We start from the raw sequence: 22963 nt of genomic DNA, 5'->3' as shown, positions 1-22963 counted from the left end.
CTAGTGGGAGACGGGAGAGACGTCCACGGCGCGACGGCCGAGCGCGGGATCATCGGTAAAGAACCCGTCTATGCCCGCATCGATAAACACCTGCACTTCGCGGATCATGCCGGCTGGGTTACGCGTGGCGTCGCCGCCGGGTGCGCGCAGCGACTTCGGCAGGAACGCGTTTTCGGGCCGGAACGTGTACGGATGCACCACCAGGCCCGCCGCATGGGCATTGGCGACGAGCGCTGTCGGCGCGGCAAGGTCTCCCTGTGCATTGCGCGGAATCACGGCGTTCTTCTCGGGGCCGATGCCGTTCGCATAGGTGGCCACTTCGCGCAGGCCGAACGGCGTCACCATGTCTGCGTAGGTGCGCGTGTCGCCGGCCAGTCGCCAGTCAGCCGGGCGGCTACGTGGATTGCCGATGAGCTGCACGATCTTCACGTTCGGCATGGACCCGCCAAGCAGCCGCTTTACCGTTCGCAGCGGCGCGGTCTCGAACGACTGCACGTAGATCGGCGCGTCATTCGCGTAGGCGTTACCCCGCAGCGCAGTCACGAGCCGTTCCTCGAGCGGCAGCCCGATGCCACGGAAGTAGCTCGGGTGCTTGAGTTCGGGATAGATCCCCACCGGGCGTCCGCGCTTCGTGGCCGCCTGCGCGGCCAGCTTCAGGATCTCGTCGAATGTCGGGATTTCGAACTGGTCGTTGTATTTCGCGTTGTCCGGGCGCAGTTTTGGAATCCGCTCACGCGCGCGCAACGTCTTCAGCTCGGCCAGCGTGAAGTCCTCGGTGAACCAGCCGGTCAACCGTTCGCCGTCGATGACCTTCAGGCGCTTGCGGTCGGCAAACTGGGGCAGCTCGGCCACATTGGTGGTGCCGGTGATGTCGTTCTCGTGGCGCGCCACCAGCACGCCGTCTTTCGTCGCAACGAGATCGGGCTCGATAATGTCTGCGCCGTCGTCGATGGCCTTCTGGTAGGACGCCAGCGTATGTTCGGGCCGCAGCGCGCTGGCGCCGCGATGGCCGATGACCAGCGGCTTCGGCGCGATAGCGGTAGGAGCGGCGGGCGCTGCAGTCGTGGGTGCTTGCGGTGGCGCAGCGCAGCCGGCGATCAGACTAGCGGCCAGGCTGGCGATTGCTGCGGCAAATGAACGTCGGGTGACGAGCGGATCGGGCATCGGGGGCATTCCTGACAATGTCGCGAATGCCGATTGTAAGGGGCGGTTCAGCCAACCTTCAGCTTACCGTCAGCCCACCAGTCGGCCGCGCCTGACGCGCATGCCCTTGCGCGCCAGATCGGGCGCAAGGCCCGCGAGCGTGCCGAGCGTATCGCCGCCGTTGGCATGACAGATCGCCACGCCAAGCGCATCGGCCGCATCGGAACTGGGACGGCCGGACAGCGACAGCAGCCGCATCACCATCTCCTGCACCTGTTCCTTGTTGGCCCGGCCATAGCCGACTACCGCCACCTTGAGTTGCAGCGCCGTATATTCGAACACCGGCAGCCCTTGCCCGACCAGCCCGCAGATCGCCGCGCCACGCGCCTGGCCGAGCATCAGCGTCGATTGCGGGTTGACGTTGACGAAGACCTTTTCGATCGCCGCGCAGTCGGGCGTGTAGGTCCGGGCGACTTCCGAAATGCCGTCGTAGAGCGTTTTCAGGCGTTCAGGCAGGCTCGTCTCGCCATTGCTGCGGATCGTGCCCGAAGCGACATAGACAAGCTTGTTGCCGTGCTTTTCGAGCACGCCAAAGCCAGTGGTTCGCAATCCGGGATCGATGCCGAGAATACGCATGCAGCAAGGGGAGGGGGGAAATGCGCGTAGTGTACGCTGGCAAAGCCCGAATTGCTGCGGGTTTGCTCCCCTCTCCCGCTGGTTTTGCTTGATGTGGCACCTGACCCGTGCCACTGGTTTGCTCCCCTCTCCCGCAAGGCGGGAGAGGGGTTGGGGGAGAGGGCAGGGGCTTCAAGTGCCGCCGTGCTGGATCAAACCGACAGCTTTGCTCGATGTGGTCCCTTGCTGTACCACCCCTCTCTCCTACTCTCTCCCCATGAGGGGAGAGAGAGCCAAGACACTACCTCCTGAGCCCACTTGGGCGCGGCCGGCGGCGTCGGTCGTTAAACAACCAACAGCCTCGATTCGGCCTTCGGGATCAGTGGCGGAAGTGGCGCGTGCCGGTCAGCACCATCGCGATGCCGCGTTCGTCCGCAGCGGCGATCACTTCGTCGTCGCGCATCGAACCGCCCGGCTGGATCACTACCGTCGCACCAGCATCCACAACCACGTCCAGGCCATCGCGGAACGGGAAGAACGCGTCAGACGCCACCGCCGAACCAGCCAGCGTCAGGCCTGCATTCTGTGCCTTGATGCTGGCGATGCGGGCCGAGTCCACGCGGCTCATCTGGCCGGCGCCCACGCCCAGCGTCATGCCGTTGCCGCAGAACACGATCGCGTTCGACTTGACGAACTTGGCCACGCGCCAGGCGAACATCAGGTCGTCCATTTCCTTCGGCGTCGGATGACGGCGCGTCACCACGCGCAGCTCGGACGGCTGCACGTTGCGTGCGTCCGGGCCCTGCACCAGCAGGCCGCCGCCCACGCGCTTCAGGTCATACTGGTTCACGCCCTTGCCCAGCGGGATCTCCAGCAGGCGTACGTTCTGCTTGGCGGCAAACACTTCGCGTGCGGCAGCGCTGAACGACGGGGCGATCAGCACTTCCACGAACTGCTTGGCCACGGCCTGCGCTGCCGCTGCGTCCAGTTCCACGTTGAAGGCGATGATGCCGCCGAAGGCCGAGGTCGAATCGGTCTTGAATGCCTTGTCGTAGGCCTCCAGCGCGTTCACGCCGACGGCCACGCCGCACGGATTGGCGTGCTTGATGATCACGCATGCGGCGCCGGCAGCGGCGTTGAACGACTTCACGCATTCCCACGCGGCGTCCGCGTCGGCGATGTTGTTGTAGGACAGTTCCTTGCCCTGCAGCTGCACATAGTTGGCCAGCGCGCCATCCACGGTCTTGAGATCGCGGTAGAACGCGGCCGACTGGTGCGGGTTCTCGCCGTAGCGCATTTCCTGAACCTTCTCGAAGGCCAGGTTCAGCGTCTGCGGATAGGCGCTGCGCGCCTGGTGCGACTTGTCGGCGCCAAGGCTGGTCAGGTAGTTCGTGATCGCGCCGTCGTACTGGGCCGTGTGGGCGAACACCTTGGTGGCCAGGCGGAAGTTGGTGTCGTAGCCAACGTTGTTGCCATTGGCGCGCATCTCATCGAGCACCACGGCGTAGTCGGCCGGATCGACGATCACGGTTACGTCGCGGTGGTTCTTGGCCGCCGAACGCAGCATGGTCGGGCCGCCGATGTCGATGTTCTCGATCGCGTCGGGCAGCGTGCAATCATCCTTGGCCACGGTCTGCTGGAACGGGTAAAGGTTCACCACCAGCAGGTCGATCGTCGGGATGTTGTGCTCGGCCAGCGCGGCCATGTGCTCGGGCAGGTCGCGGCGCGCCAGGATGCCGCCGTGAACCTTCGGGTGCAGCGTTTTCACGCGGCCGTCGAGCATTTCGGGGAAACCGGTGTAGTCGGCCACCTCGGTCACCGGCAGGCCGGCGTCGGCCAGCAGCTTGGCGGTACCGCCGGTGGAAAGCAGCGTAACGCCGAGCGCGTTGAGTTCACGCGCGAAATCGACGATGCCGGTTTTGTCTGAAACGGAGAGAAGAGCTTGCTTGATCATGGCTTGGAGGAACGCGTCAAATTCAAAGTAAACCGTGTTGCTGCAGCTTCTTGCGAAGGGTATTGCGATTGATGCCGAGATACGCGGCCGCCAGCGACTGGTTGCGCTCTGCGCGCACCATCACGGCTTCCAGCAGGGGCCGCTCCACGGCCTCCAGCACCATGTTGTACATGTTGGATGGCTCTTCGCCGTCCAGGTCACGAAAGTAGGTATCCAGGCTGTCCCGGATGCATTGGTCAATGGCGTTGCGGCTCATGCGGCAAGCAGTTCCCGTTTCTTGTTGTTGTCGATGCACTCGTCGTCGTCCGCCGCGGCATTCTCGTCGACATAGACCAGGCGATCGGAGATCTGTGCCTGTTCGTCGAAGAATGCGTTGACGGCCGCCAGCTGCGCGTCGGTCGATTCCAGCGTGTTCATGCGATGCCGGAACAGGTTCGCACCCTTGAGCCCGCGCGTGTACCAAGCAATATGCTTGCGCGCGGTGCGCACCCCGGTGAACTCGCCATAGAACGCGTAGTGGTCCGCCAGGTGATGGTTCATGATCGCGCGGATCTCCGCCACCTCGGGCGACGGCAACAGTTCGCCGGTCTTCAGATAGTGCTCGATCTCGCGGAACAGCCACGGGCGGCCCTGCGCGGCGCGGCCAATCATGATCGCGTCGGCGCCGGTCACGGCCAGCACGTGGCTGGCCTTCTGGGGGGTGGTGATGTCGCCGTTGGCAACCACCGGGATGCGGATCGACGCCTTGACGGCGGCGATCGTCTCGTACTCGGCTTCGCCGTGATAAAGATCGGCGCGCGTGCGGCCGTGGATCGTCAGCATGCTGATGCCGGCGTCCTCGACCATGCGCGCCACGCGCAGCGCATTCTTGTGCTCGCGGTCCCAGCCAGTGCGGATCTTCAGCGTGACCGGCACACGGTCGCCCACGGCGCCCACCACGGCTTCGACGATGCGCACCACGAGCGGCTCGTTCTGCAGCAGCGCCGATCCGGCAGCCACATTGCAGACCTTCTTGGCCGGGCAGCCCATATTGATGTCGATGATCTGGGCGCCGCGGTCCACGTTGTAGCGCGCCGCCTCGGCCATCATCGACGGCTCCGCCCCGGCGATCTGCACGGAGATCGGTTCCACCTCGCCGGCGTGATTCGCACGGCGCATGGTCTTCTCGCTTTTCCAGAGTTGCGCGTTGGACGCCACCATCTCGGACACCGCATAGCCCGCGCCAAGCTGCTTGCAAAGCTGCCGGAACGGCCGGTCGGTCACCCCGGCCATTGGGGCGACAAACAGGTTGTTGCGAAGTTGATGCGGACCGATCTGCACGATGGAGCGGTGATGGAGGTGCGTTGGATGCGTTCTGGCGTTGCTGGCGATATGCCACGACATGCCCCTGCCGAACCCTTGGGCCGGCGCGAGTCGGGTCATGCGCGAGGGCGGCATTTTACCGCCAAACTGGTACGGTTGCTCAAGAAATGAGCAAATATCATGGGCAGGGCGGTGAAGCTATCAAAGGCTGGTGATTTTCTCCCCTCTCCCGCTCTGCGGGAGAGGGGCCGGGGGAGAGGGCAGGCTCGTCAAGCGCTACCGAGCTGAGGGGTGGGCGAATTACCCACGTGCCCCATACATCATCTGTCGCGCCAGCGCGTGCTTGAGCGGTGCCATGCAGGCCAGCGCGGCCAGCGATGCACCACGTGCGTGGGCGGCCAGCGGCCCGCCAACGGCGAAGACGCGCGGCAGCAGGTCCGTGATGCCGATCGTCATGGCGCGGTCGACGCGGTGACGTCCGGCAAACGCCTGCAGCGCCTGCGGTGTGCAGCCCACGCGCAGCGAGTCCGCCAGCGCGAACGCGTCGCGCAGGCCCAGGTTCAGACCCTGCCCGGCCACCGGGTGAAGCGTCTGCGCGGCATTTCCCACGGCGGCCACGCGGCCGTTCACCGTGATCGGCGCGGCATTGAGGCCAAGCGGGAACGCATGGCGCTTGCCGACCAGCGTGAACCTGCCCAGGCGTGTGCCGAAAGCCTGGCCCAGTTCTTCGGCAAACGCGTCGTCGGGCAGCGCAAGCCGGCGCGCGGCCTGCTCGGGCGGGCAGCACCAGACCAGCGCGTAACCCGGCTGGCCGTGTTCATCATGCGGCAGCAGCGCCAGCGGGCCTTCCTCGGTAAAGCGTTCCCATGCCCAGCCTGGCTGTGGTTGCGTGCAGGTCACATGGCCGATGATCGCGGTTTGCTGATAGTCGCGCCGCCGCGTGGCTTCGGTGCCAGGCGACAGGCGCTGTATCTGCTGGTGGAACAGCCCGCCTTCCGCCTGCACCGCGATGCGTGCGGCAAACACCACCGGCATGCCTTCCTGTTCCGCGTGCGAGGTACCAGTCAGCTGCACGACGGCGCTTTCGTTCCGGTCACCCTGGTCGATGCTGTCGATGCGTGTCTCGAACGCGCGTTCGAGCCGCCCGGGCGCGGCATCGGCGGCGCGGGCCAGTGCGCGTTCGAGCGTCTGGCACAGGTCGCCGTACTTGACCACATAGCCGAGCGCGGGCACGCCGTAGTCGTCACCGTGGAGCTTCACGTGGCCGAAACGGCCACGCTGCGACACATGAATATGCTCGATCGGCTGCGCCGGCACCGGCCACGCGCCGATCTGCTCGAGCAACTGGCGGCTGCCGTGCGACAGCGCAATCGCACGCGGATCGCGAGCAGCGCGAGCGGGGGTTGCCGCGTCGATCAGCGTGATGCGCCACGGTGTGGTGCGCAGCAGTTGTCCTGCAAGCGCCAGGCCCACCGGCCCGCCGCCGACGATGGCAATGTCGTGCGGCTCGGCGAGCGTCTCAGTGCTGTCCGGTGGCGTCATGGCTGGCTTCCTCGTCCTGTTGGGCGCTGGCTTCCGCCTCCGACCGTTTCCACAGGTTCGCATCGGTGCGCGACTTGCTTGCCGCGGCGTCGCGCAGTGCGTTGTCGAGCTTCTGCTGATGGAAGCCCGGCAGCGCCTGCAGGCGCCGTACCAGCGCATCGCTGTTGGCCGCGTTCATCGGCACCACACAGCCCTGATGGCTGGCTGCGTCGCCCGCCAGGATCAGCCACGCGCGGCCAGCCCACGGCGCGCGGTCAGAGACGCGCACCACGACCTTCTCCAGCGCGTCCCAGGCCAGTTCCTCGCGCTGGCCATCGGGGCGATGCACCACGACGCGATCGTCGTAGAGATTGATCACAAATGGTTCGTTCGGATCGACTGCGCGCGTCGAGTGGGTCTTCGTCACGCCGGTTCCGAACAGTTTGCTCAACAATGCCTTCATCGCGACGTGCCTCCGGTGTCGCGCATCAGTGCCTCGATCTCGTCGGCCTTCACAGGCACGCCGCGCGTGATCAGTTCACAAGCCCCCGAGGTCACCACGGCGTCGTCCTCGATGCGGATGCCGATGTGCCAGTAGCGTTCGGGTACATCTTCGGCCGGGCGCACATAGATGCCCGGCTCGATGGTCAACACCATGCCGGCCTCCAGCGGGCGCCACGGGCGCTCGCCTTCCTGGCCGGCCGGCAGCGGGCCGGGCACACGGTACTCGCCCACGTCGTGGACATCCATGCCGAGCCAGTGGCCGGTGCGGTGCATGTAGAAGCGGCGATAGCTGCCGCTGGCCAGCACGTCGTCGAGCGTGCCTTCCTTGTTGCGGTCGAGCAGGCCCGTGTCCAGCATGCCCTGTGCCAATACGCGCACGGCGGCATCATGCGGCACGTTGTACGGCACGCCTACACGCGTCTCGGCAATCGCGGCGTCCTGCGCGGCTTGCACCAGGTCATACAGCTCGCGCTGCGCCGGGGAAAAGCGGCCGGATACCGGAAACGTGCGGGTGATATCCGACGCGTAACCGTCCAGTTCGCAGCCCGCGTCGATCAGGCACAGGTCGCCATCGCGCAACTCGGCAGGGCCGGCGCGATAGTGCAGCACGCAGGCATTGGGGCCCGTCGCGACGATCGAGTTGTAGGCCACGCTCTGCGCGCCATGGCGGCGGAATTCGTAGAGCAGTTCGGCCTCGAGGTGGTATTCCCGCAGCCCGGCGCGCGACGTGCGCATCGCGCGTACGTGGGCCTGCGCCGAGATCTCGGCGGCACGGCGCATCGTGGCCATTTCGCCGGCATCCTTGAACAGACGCATTTCATCGAGCAGCGTCCGCACGTCGACAACGGCCGACGGCGCCGAGACACCCGCGCGGCCCTGCATGCGCACGGTTTCCAGCCAGCCGCGCACGCGTGCGTCGATCTCGGCCGTGGCGGCCAGCGGATAGGCCAGCTGCGTACGGTTGGCCAGCATCGGCGGCAGCAGCTTGTCGATGTCCTCGACAGAGTGCGCCTCGTCGAAGCCAAACGTCGCGCGTGCGCCTTCGGGACCATAGCGGAAGCCGTCCCAGATTTCGCGCTCTTCGTGCTTGGGCCGGCAGAACAGGATGCTGCGATCGCCGCCAGCCGCATCGCCGGGGGCGCCGGCCACCAGCACGAGGACCGCTTCGGGTTCCGTGAAGCCGGTCAGGTAATAGAAATAGCTGTCGTGCCGGTAGGGGTAGTCGCTGTCGCGATTGCGCATGGCTTCCGGCGCGGTCGGCACGATGGCCACGCCGCCGCCGTTGGCGCGCAAATGTTGCAGCACACGCGCGCGGCGGTCGCGGCACGCGCCAAGAAGGGCGGAGTCGGGTGCGGACATGGATGGAGATCGGTGAGGGGAATGTGCCGATTCTAAACCCGTCCGAGCATGAAGCGGCTGCCCGAGCGCACAACGCGGCGCATCGGGCAGCGCGGAGATGCGCAGTTACATGCGCAGCAGACGGTCCAGCGCAGCCAGCTGGTCCGGCGTGCCGACGTTCTCCCAGCGGCCGTCGAAGCGTTCGCCAGTGGCCAGGCCTTCGGCGATAGCGGCGCGATAGTACGGTGACATCGCTACTTTCTCGCCGCGTTCGATATCGCGGAACAGGCGTGTGTCGTACAGCCCGATATTGCCGAAGGTCAGCGTACTGCCCTCGGCATCGGGCATCCGCAGCAGGCCGTCGGCACCGAGCATGAAGTCACCGCGCGGATGGAACGGCGGGTTTGGCACCATCACCAGGTGCATGTGCGGCCGCGCGGCCCCAGCCATTGTGCGCGCGCGCGGCATCAGCGTGCGGTAGTCGAAGTCGCAGTAGATATCGCCTGAGACGGCCAGGAACACATCGTCGATATCGGACTTGCCGGTCAGCAGCGGCAGCGCACGGGCAATGCCGCCGGCGGTTTCCAGTGCCGTGCCTTCGGCCGACCAGTGAATGCGCACGCCGAAATGTGCGCCATCGCCTAGCGCGGCCTCGAGCTGGTCGCCCAGCCATGCGTGATTGATGACGATATCGGTGATGCCTGCCCGCGCGAGCGCTTCGATCTGCCACACGATCAGCGGCTTGCCGCCCACGGCCAGCAGGGGCTTCGGGCAGGAGTCGGTCAGCGGGCGCATGCGGTCGCCGCGCCCGGCGGCGAAGATCATCGATTTCAAATCAGGGTCTCCAGGGCAATCAGGGTGGCCATGCCGCCCGCGATGGTCCAGCCGACGCTGCGCGTGCGCGCAGCGATGGCGATGGCCACCAGGCCGGCTATCAGTCGTGTGTTGTACGGGCTCAGGTAGACAGCGCCATCGCGCATCAGCAGGTCGGGTGCGATCAGCGCCGACAGCATCGCGGCCGGCACGAACTGCAGCGCGGTACGGAACCATGCCGGCAGGCGCACGCGGCCTTCCACGGCGATGAACGACAGCCGGATCAGGAACGTGGCAAGCCCCGCGCCGATGAAAACCCACAGCAAGGTCATCTGGCTCATGCCGCGTGCTCCTTGCCGTCAGCCGGACTCGATGGGCCCGATGGGCCTGACGGGCCCACGGCGCGCCGGCCGGTGCCGTCGCTGTCGCGGCCGCGCAGCAGCATGCCCGCGGCAATGCCGCCCAGCGCCGCCACCATGATGCCCAGCTTGTGCGGCATCGCGAAGCAGACCACGGCGAGTGCCGTGGCCACCAGCGCGGCGGCGACCTGCGAGCGGTGCTTCAGGTTCGGGACGATGATGCCGATGAATGTCAGCGGCAGGAAGAAGTCGAGCGGCCAGTCATGCGGCACCTGAGCCCCAACCAGCACGCCGGCAAGCGTGGAGACCTGCCAGCTTGCCCACAGCGAGAAGCCGGCGCCGAAGTAGAACCAGTGCCGATAGCGCGCGCGCGGGCCGCTGTCGCCCATACGGCGCGTCATGGCGGCGAAGGCCTCGTCGGTCAGCAGGTAGGCGATCAGCGCCTTCCAGCGGCGCGGCAGCGGCGCCATGGATGTGGCGATGGTCGCCGAGTAGAGCGCGTGGCGCAGGTTGACCATCGCCACGGTGAACGCGATCACCAGCGCCGGTGTGCCCGCAGACCAGAGCTGCGTCAGGATCATCTGCGACGCGCCGCCGAAGACGATCGCACTCATCGCGCAGGCCAGCCAGGCCGGCATGCCGGCATTGACGGCCAGCACGCCGTAGATCAGGCCGAACGGCACGACGCCGAGCAGCATTGGCGCCAGGGCGCGGGCGCCGGCCCACCACTCGCCGCTGCGCGTGATGGGCTCGGAGGTATCGGAGGGAACCGTCAAGGCGCCGCCTAGAACGTGAAGCCGGTGGGACGCTCGGTGCCCTCGAGGGCGTCGAGCAGGCGCACGAGCTTGCGCATTTCGTTGTAGCGGCCGGCCACATTGCGCGTGTACTTGAGCACCAGCGGCAGGTCGGCCAGGTAACCGTCCTTGCCGTCGCGGTGATACAGGCGCGCAAAGATGCCGAGCACCTTGAGGTGGCGCTGCAGCCCCATCCATTCGAAATCGCGGTAGAAATCGCCGAAATCGCTGGCTACCGGCAGGCCGGCCTTGCGTGCGCGTTCCCAGTAGCGGATCAGCCAGTCGAGCTGTTGCTCCTCTTCCCATTCGATGTAGGCGTCGCGCCAGAGCGACACGGCATCGTAGGTAATCGGGCCGATCACCGCGTCCTGGAAGTCAAGGATGCCGGGGTTGCCGGCGCCGGGCAGCACCATCAGGTTGCGCGAGTGATAGTCGCGGTGCACATAGACCTGCGGCTGCGCCAGGTTGTTGGCCAGGATCGTCTCGAAAACCTCGCGCAGGTCGGCCTGCTGGGTGTCATCGAGCGTGACGCCAAGGTGCCTGGCGACATACCACTGCGGGAACAGGTCCAGTTCGCGCTGGAGCAGTGCGCGGTCGTAGGCAGGCAGTTCGCCGGAGCGCGTGGCCAGCTGGATCTTGACCAGCGCGGCCGCCGCATCGCCATAGAGATCACGTGCCGAAGCCTCATCCAGGCGCGACAGGTAGGTCTGGCTGCCCAGGTCGGCCAGCAGCAGGAAGCCCAGCCCCAGGTCCTGTGCGAGAACGGTCGGCACGGTGACGCCGGCATCGCCGAACAGCTTTGCTACATGGACGAACGGGCGGCAGTCCTCGTGCGAAGGCGGCGCATCCATCACGATGGCGGTGGGGTGGTCGGGATGACCCGTGCGCACACGGAAATAGCGGCGGAAGCTCGCGTCGGCGGACGCCGGCGTGCATGAATCAGGGTCGATTGACCATGCAGCGCCGAGTCCGGCGACCCACGACTTGAGTTGTTCGATGCGCGGGTCGTTGCCCGTGGCGTGAAGAAGTGCAGACATGCCGGAAAGGGAGAATACGATGCCCCGTATAATACCCGACCAGACCCGGGCGCCGGGTGGCCCCCGGGAGGGGCCTTTGTCGCCCCGCAGCCCGCTCCGGCTATGGGCTGGCGTCGAAGCAGGGACCCTTTTCCGGTCGCCTGCGGACGCCCGCCGCCGAGTTGACCGACAACCGTTTGCATGACCGAACAACGACGATCACCGCACCATCCGGCCACCCGACCGCCAGCGCCCCCGGGCGCGGCCCGGCGCGTCCGCCTGCCCGCCAGCGCTATCCGGCCGCTGGTGCTGGCCATGGCCGGCCTGACGGTGAGCGCGCATGCGCAGTATGGCGCGACGTCCGCGATTCCGACGATCGACGTCGCCGAGCCGGCCGCCGTCACGCAGACGCCCGAGGCGCCGCCGCCGCCGGCTGAACCGGGCGATCTTGTGCCGCGCCTGACCGAGCCGCCCATGCGCACGGCGCCGAGCGGCAACACGATCAACATGGCGCCTTCCTCCACGCCATCCAACCCGAACGCTCCGGCCTACGTGTCGGGCGACCGGGTCACGGGTTACAGCGAAAAAGGCGTCGAGCTCGACGGGCATGCCGAACTGCGCCGCGACGGCGGCGTGGTCAAGGGCGACAAACTGACCTACGACCAGGATACCGACGAGGCACATGCCGTCGGCAACGTGCGGCTGTCCAAGAGCGGCACGCTGGCGGTTGGCCCGGAGGCGCGCATGCGCGTGGAGGCCAACGAAGGCTACATGCTGTCGCCGGATTATTACTTCCAGCAGACTGGTGGCGCGGGCAGTGCCGAGCGCATCGATTTCCTGGATCCGGACCGCAGCACGATGAAGAAGGCGACGTACACGACGTGCTCGCCGGACAACGCCGACTGGTATTTCAGTTCGAGCAAGCTCGACATAGATAGCGACCGCGAAGTCGGCACGGCCCATGGCGGCGTACTGCACTTTTTCGGCGTGCCGGTTGCGGCGGCTCCCTCATTCTCGTTCCCGCTCACCAGCGAGCGCCGCAGTGGTGTGCTGCCGCCGCTGTTTGGCTACGGTTCGAATTCGGGTTTCGACCTGACGGTCCCCTATTACTTCAACCTGGCGCCGAACCGCGACCTGACGCTTTATCCGCGTATCCTGTCGTCGCGCGGCGTACAGCTTGGTGAAGATTTCCGCTACATCGGCAACGGCTACAGCGGCCGCATCCGTGGCGAGTTCCTGCCCGACGACAAGAAGGCGGGCCGCGACCGCTGGGCCTACTCGGTTCAGCACTCGCAGCAGATCATCCCGGGCCTGACGGCCTACGTGAATGCCAGCAAGGTCTCGGACGACAAGTATCCCGACGACCTGACACGTTCGGTATCGCAGTCGACCCTGCGCCAGTACACGCAGGAAGCCGGCGTGGTCTATGCGTGGCAGGACTGGATCGTCACGGCACGCGTGCAGAAATTCCAGACCCTGGCGCCCAGCGAGCCGTCGTACCAGCGCGAGCCACAGCTGAATGCGAGGTACACGCACTATGACTTCCACGGCTTCGACATCGCCATGGAAGCCGACTACACGCGTTTCCGCATTCCGCTGACCACGACCGGTTTGCAGCAGCCCGAAGGCGACCGCGCATTCATCCAGCCGACGATCAGTTACCCGATCGTCCGCCCGGGCTGGTACGTGACGCCGAAGGTCATCTTCAACGCTGCGCAGTACAACATGGATGCCGGCACCAATACGGTTGGTGCGTCGAACACACTGAGCCGCGCCATTCCGACGGTGAGCTTCGATTCGGGCATGACGTTCGAGCGCGATGCGCCCTCGGTCAGCAAGATGTTCGGCGTGAAGTACACCCAGACGCTCGAGCCGCGCCTGTTCTACGTCTATACGCCGTTTTACGACCAGAGCCAGTTCCCGCTGTTCGATACGGTGCAGTCGGACTTTGGCTACGGCCAGATCTTTACCGAGAACCCGTTCACCGGTAATGACCGCATCGCCGACAACAACAAGCTGACGCTGGGCCTGACCACGCGCCTGATCGAATCGGAAACCGGCGTCGAGCGGTTCCGTGGCACGATTGCGCAGCGCGTCGATTTCACTGGGCAGCGCGTGCAGATCAACGGTACGCTGACGGATGCCAAGCCGAGCTACTCGGACTTGCTGGCCGCCGCGACGATCCAGCTCTTCCGCGGCTACTATCTCGATTCCGGGATCCAGTGGAATCCGGACGAGGACAAGGTCAACTACGCGAATGTGTCGTTCGCGTACCGCCCGGAATCGCGCAAGCTCATCAATTTCGGCTACCGGTATCGCCGGCCGACCTCGGTGACGGACAATACCGCGATCGACCAGCTGGAGGTCTCGAGCCAGTGGCCGCTGACGCAGCGCACCTACGGTATCGGCCGGGTGGCGTTCGACAAGTCGGCCAACCAGCTCGTGGATGCCCTGGCAGGCTTCGAGTACGCCGCCGATTGCTGGGTGGGCCGCTTCGTGTACCAGCGCTTCCGCAACACCTCGAATGGCTACACCGGCCGGATTTTCTTCCAGGTGGAGTTCCGCGGGCTGTCGAAGTTCGGTTCCAACCCGTTGGACATGCTGCGCCTCAATGTTCCTGGTTACGAGCCCGTAACCGCACGTCCGGTGCCGACGACACCGTACGATCACTATGAATGACGGACCAAGATGAAACGTCAAGCCTTTTCCCTGTTGTCCCGCCTGAATCCCTGGCAGCAGGCCCTGCTGTCTGCCGTGCTCGTGACGCTGGCCGCGCCGGCCGCCGCGCAATTGCGCGCGCCCGGTGGCACCCCCACGCAGGGCATTTTCATGCAGCAGGGCAGCAAGTCTGCCAGCCAGGGAAGCACGGTGGCGCCAAGCCAGCCGCAGCTGGGCGTGCCGCAGCCGTCATCCCAGCCGCGCTCGCAACTTGTGGACGAGGTCGTGGCGATCGTCAACAACAGCGTGATCACGCGCCGGGAACTGCTTGACCGCGCCGACGAGATCGAGGCCCAGATGCGCGCCGCCAATCGGCCGATTCCTGCGCGGGCGGACCTGCTTGGCGAGGTGCTGGATCGCCTGGTCATGGACCGCGTGCAGACGCAGGCGGCGCAGGAAGCCGGGATCAAGGTGACCGATCAGGAGGTTGACCGCGCGATCGAATCGGTGGCCCAGCAGAACAAGATGTCGGCAACGGAACTGCGCAGCCGCGTGGAAGCCAGCGGCATGACGTGGACCAAGTACCGGGACGAACTGCGCAAGCAGGTCCAGGTGATTCGCCTGCGCGAGCGCGAGGTTGATTCGAAGGTGCAGGTCTACGACGGCGAGATCGACAACTATCTGGCGGCCCGTAACGGCCAGGCCGCTGCCACGGGGCCGACCGAGTACAACGTGGCCCAGATCCTCGTGCGCGTGCCGGAAGATGCGTCCGACGCACAGAAGACGCAACTCAAGGCCAAGGCAGAAGGGCTGTTGAAGCAGGTGCAGGGTGGGGCGGACTTTGGCGAACTGGCCAAGGCCAACTCCGATGCGCCGGAAGCCTCGCAGGGCGGCTCGCTCGGCTTCCGTGAGATCGGCCGGCTGCCGGCGGTGTTTGCCAATGCCGTGGTCGACCTGCAGGCGGGCGCCGTTGTGCCCGAGGTCCTGGAATCGGCCAACGGCTTCCATGTGCTCAAGCTCGTGTCCAAGCGTACGGCGGCTGCCGCGCAACCGGCGGCGAGCAACCGGATCGCCCAGACACAGGTGCGCCACATCCTGATCCGTACCGGCCCCAACATGCCCGAGGCGGAAGCCAAGCGCCAGATGGCGACGATTCGCGACCGTATCACGCACGGGGTTGATTTTGCCGATGCCGCGCGCCGCTACTCGCAGGACGGCTCTGCGTCGCAAGGCGGTGAACTCGGCTGGGTCTCGCCGGGCGAACTGGTGCCCGAGTTCGAACAGGCGATGAACCGCCTGCGCCCCGGCGAGATTTCCGACCCGGTGGTCACGCAGTTCGGCGTGCACCTGATCCAGGTCGAGAATCGCCGCGAGACGGAAGTGTCACCCGAGAAACAGCGCGACTTTGCACGTGCCGAAGTGCGCGAGCAGAAGCTGCGCGCCGCCTATGATGACTGGGTGCGCCAGTTGCGCAGTGCGGCGTACGTCGAATACCGGATCAACCGCCAGCGCTGATGCGCTGACCCTACCATGCCTGCCCCCGCGCCACTCGACCTCGCCATCACGACAGGTGAACCTGCCGGCATCGGGCCCGACATCACGATCGGGGCCCTGCTGCAGCTTGCGGCCAATCATGGCAGCAACGGCGGCGATATTGGCAAAGGCGGCAACGGCGGGCACGGCGGCCGGTTCCGTTTCCACGTGATTGGCGATGCGCGCCTGCTGGACCAGCGCGCTGCCGCGCTTGGCGTGGCCCATGCATGGGCACGGCGGATTGCCGATGGCGACGTGGTGGTGGAAGACATCCCGCTTGGCGTGGCCAGCGAGCCGGGCCGGCTTGATGCGCGCAACGGCCACTACGTGCTGGCGCTGCTGGATGCGGCAATCGACGGGCTGCGAGCGGGCCGCTATGCGGCGATGGTTACCGCGCCCGTGCAGAAAAGCACGATCAACGATGCCGGCGTGCCATTCACGGGGCATACCGAGTACCTGGCCGAATGCGCTCGCGTTCCGCGCGTGGTGATGATGCTGGCCGGGCCGCAGCCGGCCCACGACAATGCCATGCTGCGCGTAGCGCTGGCCACCACGCACCTGCCGCTGCGCGCGGTGCCCGATGCGCTGAACATCCCGATGCTCGTGGAAACGCTCCGGATCGTCGATGCCGACCTGCGCAGGAACTTCGGCATCGCGCGGCCGCGCATCCTGGTGACCGGCCTGAACCCGCACGCCGGGGAATCCGGCCACATGGGGCGCGAGGAAATCGACATCATCGGCCCCGCGCTGGATGCGGCACGCGACGCCGATATCGACGTGCACGGTCCGTACCCGGCCGACACGCTGTTCCAGCCGCGCCATCTGCGCGACGCCGATTGCGTGCTGGCGATGTACCATGACCAGGGCCTTGCGCCGCTCAAGTACGGCACCTTCGGCCACGGCGTGAATATCACGCTGGGCCTGCCTTTTATCCGCACATCGGTGGACCATGGCACCGCGCTCGACCTGGCCGCTACCGGCCGCGCCGAGCACGGCAGCATGATCGAAGCCATCCGGTGTGCCATTACCATGGCCGAGCATGCCACGGGGCGCCACAAGAATGGGCGCAACGACAACGGCATTGCCAACGGCCGGCACTGACTTATGCGTTCAAACGTGCACCAGGGCCATGTGGCCCGCAAACGGTTCGGACAGAACTTTCTTGTCGATGACGGCATCATTCACGGCATCGTCAGCGCAATCGACCCGCAGCCGAACGACATCGTCGTCGAGATCGGCCCGGGGCTCGGCGCGCTGACCGATCCGCTGCTCGAGCGTCTGCCGGGCATGCAGGTCGTGGAACTCGACCGCGATCTTGTGGAGCGCCTGCGCCGCCGCTATGGCGACCGCCTCGTGGTGCACGCCGGCGACGCGCTGGCGTTCGATTTCGGCAAGCTGCAGGAGCCGGGCCGCGCGCTGCGCATCGTTGGCAACCTGCCGTACAACATTTCCAGCCCGCTGCTGTTCCACCTGGTGGATTTCGCGGACCATGTGCGCGACCAGCATTTCATGCTCCAGAAGGAAGTGGTCGAGCGCATGGTGGCCGAGCCCGGCAGCAAGGCCTATGGCCGCCTGTCGATCATGCTGCAGGTCCGCTATCACATGGAACACGTACTCGACGTGCCGCCCGCCTCGTTCAATCCGCCGCCAAAGGTCGATTCCGCCGTGGTGCGCATGATTCCGTGGCCGCGCGGCGAGGATGGCACGCTGCGTTCGCCGTATGCCGCATGCGATGCGGGCGTGCTGGGCGACGTGGTGACCGCCGCGTTCTCGCAGCGCCGCAAGGTGCTGCGCAACACGCTGTCGTTCCTGCGTGACCAGGTCGATTTCGACGCGCTCGGATTCGACCTTGGCCGCCGCGCCGAGGAAGTGCCCGTTGCCGAGTATGTCGAGCTGGCGCGTATCGTCGGCGGCAGTGCCGTGCCGCCCGCGCGCGTGGCCTGATCCCTTTTTTTACTGAATACCTCGAAGCTTTTGCGACGCCCATGACTGACCAGACCAACCCCGATAAGCGTCCCGTCATCCTGACCGGCGACCGTCCCACCGGCCCGCTTCACCTCGGCCACTATGTTGGCTCGCTGAAGAGCCGTGTCGCGCTGCAGGAAACGCACAAGCAGTACGTGCTGCTGGCCGATACGCAGGCGATGACCGACAACGCGCACGACCCCGACAAGGTGCGCCGCAACGTTCTGGAAGTCGCGCTCGACTACATGGCCGTGGGTATCGACCCGGCCAAGACCACGATTTCGGTGCAGTCGCACCTGCCGGCGCTGGCAGAACTCACGCTGATGTACCTGAACTTCGTCACGGTATCGCGCCTCGAGCGCAACCCGACAATCAAGGAAGAGATCCAGGCGCGCGGCTTTGGCCGCGACATCCCTGCCGGCTTCCTGTGCTATCCGGCATCGCAGGCCGCCGACATCACCGGCTTCAAGGCCGTGCTGGTGCCGGTTGGCGAAGACCAGGCGCCGCTGATCGAGCAGACCAACGAGATCGTGCGCCGTATCAACCACCAGGTTGGCCGCGACGTGCTGCCGGAAGCCGCCGCGCTGATTCCGAAGCACGGACGTCTGCCGGGCGTGGATGGCAAGGCGAAGATGAGCAAGTCGCAGGGCAACGCGATTCCGCTCGGCGCATCGCCGGACCAGATTCGCGAGGCCGTGCACAAGATGTACACGGACCCGAATCACCTCAAGGTGTCCGATCCGGGGCAAGTGGAAGGCAACGTCGTGTTCACGTACCTCGACGCGTTCGATCCGAATGCTGCCGAAGTGGAAGCGCTGAAGGAGCACTACCAGCGCGGTGGCCTGGGCGACATGGTGCTGAAGCGCCGCGTGGAAGGCATCCTGCAGGAAATGCTGCGCCCGATCCGCGAGCGCCGCGAGCAGCTTGCCCAGGACCCGGGCTACGTGTTCGAAATCCTGAAGAAGGGCACCGCCGAAGCGCGTGAGATCACCCAGCAGACGCTGGACGAAGTGCGCGACGCACTGGGAATGTTCTCGTTCCCCAAGTGATTGTCTGACGGGCTTTCGCTCCCCTCTCTAGCATGGCGGGAGAGGGGAGCAAACCGACTGGTAGATCTCACGCCTTCCGGTTCACCAGCACAATCCCCGTCAGCACCAGTACTGCCGCCACGGCGAATCGCACGCCGACGTGGTCGTGCATCAGCAGCACGCCGAACGCCACGCCGAACAGCGGTGTGAGAAACGAGAATACCGACAGCCGTGACGCAAGGTACTGGCGCAACAGCCAGAACCAGATCAGGTAGCTTGCAAACGCGATCAGCACGGACTGGTAGAACAGGCTTGCCACGACGAAGCCGGTGATCTCCACCCGCTGGGTCTGGCCTGCCGCCAGCGCCATCCCCAGCAGCAGCACGGCCGAAACCCCCAGTTGATAGAGCAGCGTCTTGCTGGCCGGAGCGCCCGACAGCTTGCTGCCGCGCACGACGACCGTAGTTGCCGCCCACAGTGCGCCAGCCACGATGCCCAACGTATCGCCAATCAGGGTGCTGCCTTGCGTTGCCGGCGAGACGATGCCATCGGCGAAAGCCAGCGCGATGCCACAGAACGCGAGCAGGACGCCAAGCCACTGGCCCCGGTGCAGATGCTCGCCCGGCACGAAAAGATGCAGACCGAGTGCGGTGAAGATCGGGGCCGTATAGAGAAACACGGCCATGCGCGACGCGGTGGTGTGGCCAAGCCCGACAAAGATGCAGAAGAACTCGACGCCGAACAGAAGCCCTGCCACCAGGCCTGCGCGCAGCGTGCCGTCGCGCTCCCAGAGCGGCGTGCCGCGCCAGGCCGCAAAGCCGAACACGAGCAATGCCGCTACGGCGGATCGCACGCCAGCCTGCAGCACCGCGCCCATCAACGGCGCGGTGACCTTGATGACCACCTGCTGGAGTCCCCACGCGGCACACAGCACCACCATCAGCCCGATGGCGGTGCTATCCAGCGGACGCCGCGCTGTTGCTTGCGCGCTCATCGCGCGTTACGGGCGGGCGTCGTCGCGCGTCGAGTGACGCTCGATCAGTTCGATCTTGTAGCCGTCGGGATCTTCAACGAACGCAATCACGGTGGTGCCGCCCTTCACGGGGCCGGCTTCGCGCGTGACCTTGCCGCCGGCCGCGCGGATGCGGTCGCAGGCTTCGGCAACATTGGGCACTTCCAGCGCGATATGGCCATAGGCCGTGCCGAGTTCGTATTTGTCGACACCGTAGTTGTAGGTCAGTTCGATGACCGCGTTCTCGGTCTCCGGGCCGTAGCCGACAAAGGCCAGGCGGTACTTGTACTCGGGATTGTCGCGCTCGCGCAGCAGCGTCATGCCGAGCACGCGCGTGTAGAAATCGATCGAGCGCTGGTAGTCGCCAACGCGCAGCATGGTGTGGAGGAGTCGCATGGGGGGCCTTCTTCCGATAGTTGTGACTGCAGAGTCCGTCATTTTAGTCCTCCCCGGAAAACCGTGCCCGGTGGCGGTGCGCGGCAACGGTTAACGCACTGCAAAAAGATTTCAGATCGATACCCACATCGCTGCTCGCCGGCAACTGCTAGATTTCTCCTGATCAACTTCGATTGCTGCACGAACGCCTACGCCGGTAACTCACGGCGCGGCAGCGCCGAAGGACGCGCGACAGGCTTTCTCTGACAGTGGGGAAACTGTATGACGCGATGCTTCCGCAGCAGAACCCGCAAGGCAACACTGGAAATGGTCACCGGCATGTGGATGCTGCTGGGCGGCGCATCCAGTCCGGCCGCGCATGCTTCGGATTGCACACCCCCTTCGCCGACGGCAACCTCCTACACGGCCAATGGCTGCGACGCCACCATCAGCGGCGGCACGTTCGACACTGGCTCTGCAGGCTATGCATCGGTGCTGCATGCAACGAACGGCGGGTCCATCACGGTGACCGGACCTGTCACGCTTCACTCAGAGGGCGATAACTCCACCGGCGCGTACGCCGAAAATGGCGGCCGCATCCAGCTTGATGCCGCTGGAATCGTCCTGACGATGCTCGGCGCGCATTCCAACGGCGTTCACACGTTCGGCAACGCGACCATCAAGGGGCAGGCCAGCATCACCACGTCCGGCTTGCGCGCACATGCCGTATTCGCGGATTTCGGCGGCTTGATCCAGTTGCACGATTCGGTCATCACGACCCATGGCGAGGAAGCCGCCGGTGCGGCAGTGGCCACGGGGTCGTTCGCATTGCTTGGGGCCAGTTCGATCACAACGACAGGTGACCTGGCGCCAGGCGTGGTGCAGACATCGAACAATTCGAGCGTGGTGCTCGACGGCCAGGGTGCCCGCATTACCGTCCACACCACGGGGCTGGAGTCACCAGGCGCAGCGGCCGACACGGCGGGCACCGTCGTGCTGCGTGGCGTCGACGTTCTAACCGAAGGGGTTGCCTCGTTCGGGCTGCTGTCCACCGCGGCAAGGACATTGGTCGATGCGGCGGGCGGCAGCACGGTCACGACGCGCGGCGATCAGGCCAATGGCCTGCTGGCGATACGCGGCGGCAGCATTTCCATGACCGGCGGTGCCGTGAGCACCAGCGGCATGCAGGCGCACGGGCTTTCGGCGGTCGATGCCGGCAGTCAGGTGCTTGCCGACGGCACGCGGGTGCAGACATCCGGTCCGGGCTCGCATGCGCTATACGCACACAACGGTGCAAGCCTGGCGTTGCGCAATGGCGCCGCCAGCGCAACCGGCTCCGGCGGCAGCGGGCTATACCTGATCGGCGACACCGCATTGACGATCCAGAGCGCCGAGATTACCGGCAGCACGCTAATCAGCAGCCAGGCGGCTGCCATTCGCGTGGCGGGCGGGACGGCCAACGTGCAGCTTTCAGGTGGCGCCATCGCTGGCAACGGACTGTGGCTCGACGTATCCGACACAACCGTGCCCGCACGGCTCGACCTGACGGCTCGTGGCACGCTGATACGCGGCGCGTCACGCGTGGCAAGCGTGGCCAACGTGTCGCTGCGCGATGGCGCGATATGGCTGGTGTCCGGCGATTCGAATCTCACGCGCCTGGAGAACTTCGGCAGTACGGTGGCATTTCTGCCTCCTGGAAACAGCGTGTTCCACACACTGACCGTCAAGCAGTACCACGGCGATGCCGGCGCACTGGTGCTGACTGCGGCGCTGGGCGGAGATGAATCGCCGGCGGATCGTCTGGTGATCGATGGCGGCACGGCGACGGGCACCACCGCCGTGCGCATCGTCAACGCGGGCGGCAAGGGCGATGTGACCAGCGCCGGCATTCGCGTGATCGAAGCGGTCAACGGCGGCAGCGCGCCGTCGGGGACGTTTGCCCTGGCCGGCCGCGCCGTGGCCGGCCCGTATGAGTACGGGCTCTACCGTGGCGGCACGGACGATCCCGCCGATGGCGACTGGTATCTGCGCTCCCAACGCCTGCCGGTTCCGCCCGATCCCCCATCGCCGCCACCACCTTCACCGCCACCGCCGATGTACCGCCCCGAGGTGCCGGCATATATCGCCAACGAACAGGCGGCGGCCAGCCTGTTCCTGCATAGCCTGCAAGATCGAATGGGCGAACTGCCGTTCTCGTCTGCCCCGGCCGGATGGATGAGGCTGGTCGGCAAGACAGCCGAGAGCGGCAGCCGTGGCAACGACTACAGCGCACGCGCCAATACGGTTGTCCTGCACGGTGGTGGCGATATCGCACGGGGTCCGCTGTTCGGCAATGCAGACAGGCTTCACGTTGGCGCCATGGCGGGCTATGGCGCCGTGGAAACGGATGGCCTTGCTGCCGGCAACGGCGCGCGCGCGAACGGGCATGTCAACGGCTACGGCATCGGCCTGTATGCCACGTGGTTCGGGCAGGCCGTGTCCGACCTCGGTCCCTATGTCGATACGTGGTTCCAGTACGCGTGGTTCAACAGCAGCGTGCGTGGAGATCAGTTGCCGCAGGTCAGCTACAACTCGCAGGCGTGGAACACATCGCTGGAAGCCGGTTGGGCGTTACCGATGGGCGCGCTTGCATGGCGCGTTGAACCGCAGGCGCAGGCTGTGTGGGTGCGCCACCGAGGCGTCAGCTTGACGGAGCCGAACGGCACCGAGGTCAGCAGCGGAGGGCACGACGGCGTGGTGACGCGGCTCGGTGCGCGGATCTTCCGCACGCTCGATAGCGAAGATGGCGGCCGGCTGCAACCGTACGCGACGCTGAACTGGTGGCACGACCAGATGACGGCCTCGGTCGGGTTCAACGAAACGGTACTGGGCGGGCTGTTTCCGCGCAATCGCTACGAACTCAAGCTTGGCCTGAGCGCGAAGCTGTCGCGCGGCTGGGCGAGCTGGGGCAACATCGGCGCGCAGTGGGGCAGCCAGGGCTACCGGCAGTACGGCATGCGCCTCGGCGCACGCTATGCGTGGTGATCGAGATGA

The 22963-nt window shown here is 66.0% G+C and carries 20 protein-coding genes; 6 read left to right on the top strand and 14 right to left on the bottom strand.

The features are described from left to right. The 12 genes from B552_RS0100610 to B552_RS0100555 all read right to left on the bottom strand — a co-directional run bounded on the left by B552_RS0100610 (position 1) and on the right by B552_RS0100555 (position 11380). On the bottom strand, positions 1-1164 hold the full coding sequence (locus B552_RS0100610) for a glycerophosphodiester phosphodiesterase (protein ID WP_019447047.1): 1164 nt from the start codon (positions 1162-1164) through the stop codon (positions 1-3). Between the two features lie 69 nt (positions 1165-1233). Beyond that, complete coding sequence (gene ruvC, locus B552_RS0100605; protein WP_019447046.1) at positions 1234-1779, bottom strand: crossover junction endodeoxyribonuclease RuvC; 546 nt, start codon at positions 1777-1779, stop codon at positions 1234-1236. A 358-nt stretch (positions 1780-2137) separates the two neighbouring features. Further along, positions 2138-3712, bottom strand: coding sequence for a bifunctional phosphoribosylaminoimidazolecarboxamide formyltransferase/IMP cyclohydrolase (gene purH / locus B552_RS0100600; protein WP_019447045.1), 1575 nt, complete (start codon positions 3710-3712; stop codon positions 2138-2140). Between the two features lie 22 nt (positions 3713-3734). Next, positions 3735-3968, bottom strand: a complete 234-nt coding sequence (locus tag B552_RS0100595; RefSeq protein WP_019447044.1) for a Fis family transcriptional regulator — start codon at positions 3966-3968, stop codon at positions 3735-3737. Continuing rightward, entirely contained in the window at positions 3965-5032 is a 1068-nt protein-coding gene (dusB, locus tag B552_RS0100590) for a tRNA dihydrouridine synthase DusB (protein WP_026035155.1), read from the bottom strand. Before dusB ends, B552_RS0100595 begins: the two co-directional genes overlap by 4 nt. A 282-nt stretch (positions 5033-5314) precedes the next feature. Beyond that, complete coding sequence (locus B552_RS0100585; protein WP_019447042.1) at positions 5315-6556, bottom strand: UbiH/UbiF/VisC/COQ6 family ubiquinone biosynthesis hydroxylase; 1242 nt, start codon at positions 6554-6556, stop codon at positions 5315-5317. Next, complete coding sequence (locus tag B552_RS0100580) at positions 6534-6998, bottom strand: hypothetical protein (RefSeq protein ID WP_019447041.1); 465 nt, start codon at positions 6996-6998, stop codon at positions 6534-6536. Before B552_RS0100580 ends, B552_RS0100585 begins: the two co-directional genes overlap by 23 nt. Then, positions 6995-8398 (bottom strand): aminopeptidase P N-terminal domain-containing protein, encoded by a 1404-nt coding sequence (locus B552_RS0100575; protein ID WP_019447040.1) that lies wholly within the window; start codon positions 8396-8398, stop codon positions 6995-6997. The genes B552_RS0100580 and B552_RS0100575 overlap by 4 nt, the downstream gene beginning before the upstream one ends. 105 nt (positions 8399-8503) lie before the next feature. After that, positions 8504-9211 (bottom strand): N-acetylmuramate alpha-1-phosphate uridylyltransferase MurU, encoded by a 708-nt coding sequence (gene murU, locus B552_RS0100570; protein ID WP_019447039.1) that lies wholly within the window; start codon positions 9209-9211, stop codon positions 8504-8506. After that, complete coding sequence (locus tag B552_RS0100565; RefSeq protein ID WP_019447038.1) at positions 9208-9531, bottom strand: AzlD domain-containing protein; 324 nt, start codon at positions 9529-9531, stop codon at positions 9208-9210. Before B552_RS0100565 ends, murU begins: the two co-directional genes overlap by 4 nt. Then, positions 9528-10247, bottom strand: coding sequence for an AzlC family ABC transporter permease (locus B552_RS0100560; RefSeq protein ID WP_237718136.1), 720 nt, complete (start codon positions 10245-10247; stop codon positions 9528-9530). Before B552_RS0100560 ends, B552_RS0100565 begins: the two co-directional genes overlap by 4 nt. 86 nt (positions 10248-10333) lie before the next feature. Further along, positions 10334-11380, bottom strand: coding sequence for a phosphotransferase (locus B552_RS0100555; RefSeq protein ID WP_019447036.1), 1047 nt, complete (start codon positions 11378-11380; stop codon positions 10334-10336). Positions 11381-11560: 180 nt separating this feature from the next. On the opposite strand from B552_RS0100555, the gene B552_RS0100550 reads away from it, so the two are divergent. Genes B552_RS0100550 through trpS form a run of 5 tightly spaced genes read left to right on the top strand, consistent with a single transcriptional unit; the run spans position 11561 to position 18564 of the window. After that, complete coding sequence (locus tag B552_RS0100550) at positions 11561-14038, top strand: LPS-assembly protein LptD (RefSeq protein ID WP_026035154.1); 2478 nt, start codon at positions 11561-11563, stop codon at positions 14036-14038. Between the two features lie 9 nt (positions 14039-14047). Continuing rightward, positions 14048-15532 carry a peptidylprolyl isomerase gene (locus B552_RS0100545; protein WP_026035153.1) on the top strand — a complete coding sequence of 495 codons (1485 nt, stop codon included), beginning with the start codon at positions 14048-14050 and terminating at the stop codon, positions 15530-15532. Between the two features lie 15 nt (positions 15533-15547). Beyond that, positions 15548-16651, top strand: coding sequence for a 4-hydroxythreonine-4-phosphate dehydrogenase PdxA (gene pdxA / locus B552_RS0100540; protein WP_019447033.1), 1104 nt, complete (start codon positions 15548-15550; stop codon positions 16649-16651). Positions 16652-16654: 3 nt separating this feature from the next. Next, a complete protein-coding gene (rsmA, locus tag B552_RS0100535; RefSeq protein ID WP_019447032.1) occupies positions 16655-17494 on the top strand; it encodes a 16S rRNA (adenine(1518)-N(6)/adenine(1519)-N(6))-dimethyltransferase RsmA in 840 nt (279 codons plus the stop codon). A 41-nt stretch (positions 17495-17535) separates the two neighbouring features. Continuing rightward, positions 17536-18564, top strand: coding sequence for a tryptophan--tRNA ligase (gene trpS, locus B552_RS0100530; RefSeq protein WP_019447031.1), 1029 nt, complete (start codon positions 17536-17538; stop codon positions 18562-18564). Positions 18565-18631: 67 nt separating this feature from the next. On the opposite strand, the gene B552_RS0100525 is transcribed toward trpS, so the two are convergent. Together B552_RS0100525 and gloA are read right to left on the bottom strand one after the other, a co-directional pair. Continuing rightward, the gene (locus B552_RS0100525) at positions 18632-19537 is read right to left on the bottom strand and encodes a DMT family transporter (RefSeq protein ID WP_019447030.1); all 906 of its coding nucleotides are present in this window, start codon (positions 19535-19537) and stop codon (positions 18632-18634) included. Between the two features lie 6 nt (positions 19538-19543). Next, positions 19544-19951, bottom strand: coding sequence for a lactoylglutathione lyase (gene gloA, locus B552_RS0100520; protein ID WP_026035152.1), 408 nt, complete (start codon positions 19949-19951; stop codon positions 19544-19546). Positions 19952-20212: 261 nt separating this feature from the next. Between gloA and B552_RS0100515 the strand changes: the two genes are divergently transcribed. Next, a complete protein-coding gene (locus tag B552_RS0100515) occupies positions 20213-22954 on the top strand; it encodes an autotransporter outer membrane beta-barrel domain-containing protein (protein WP_019447028.1) in 2742 nt (913 codons plus the stop codon). Positions 22955-22963: the final 9 nt, after the last annotated feature.

Source organism: Cupriavidus sp. BIS7 (assembly GCF_000292345.1).
Classification (GTDB): Bacteria; Pseudomonadota; Gammaproteobacteria; order Burkholderiales; family Burkholderiaceae; genus Cupriavidus.
Note: the sequence above shows the minus strand (reverse complement) of the source record. Positions and strands in the feature narration are given on the sequence as shown.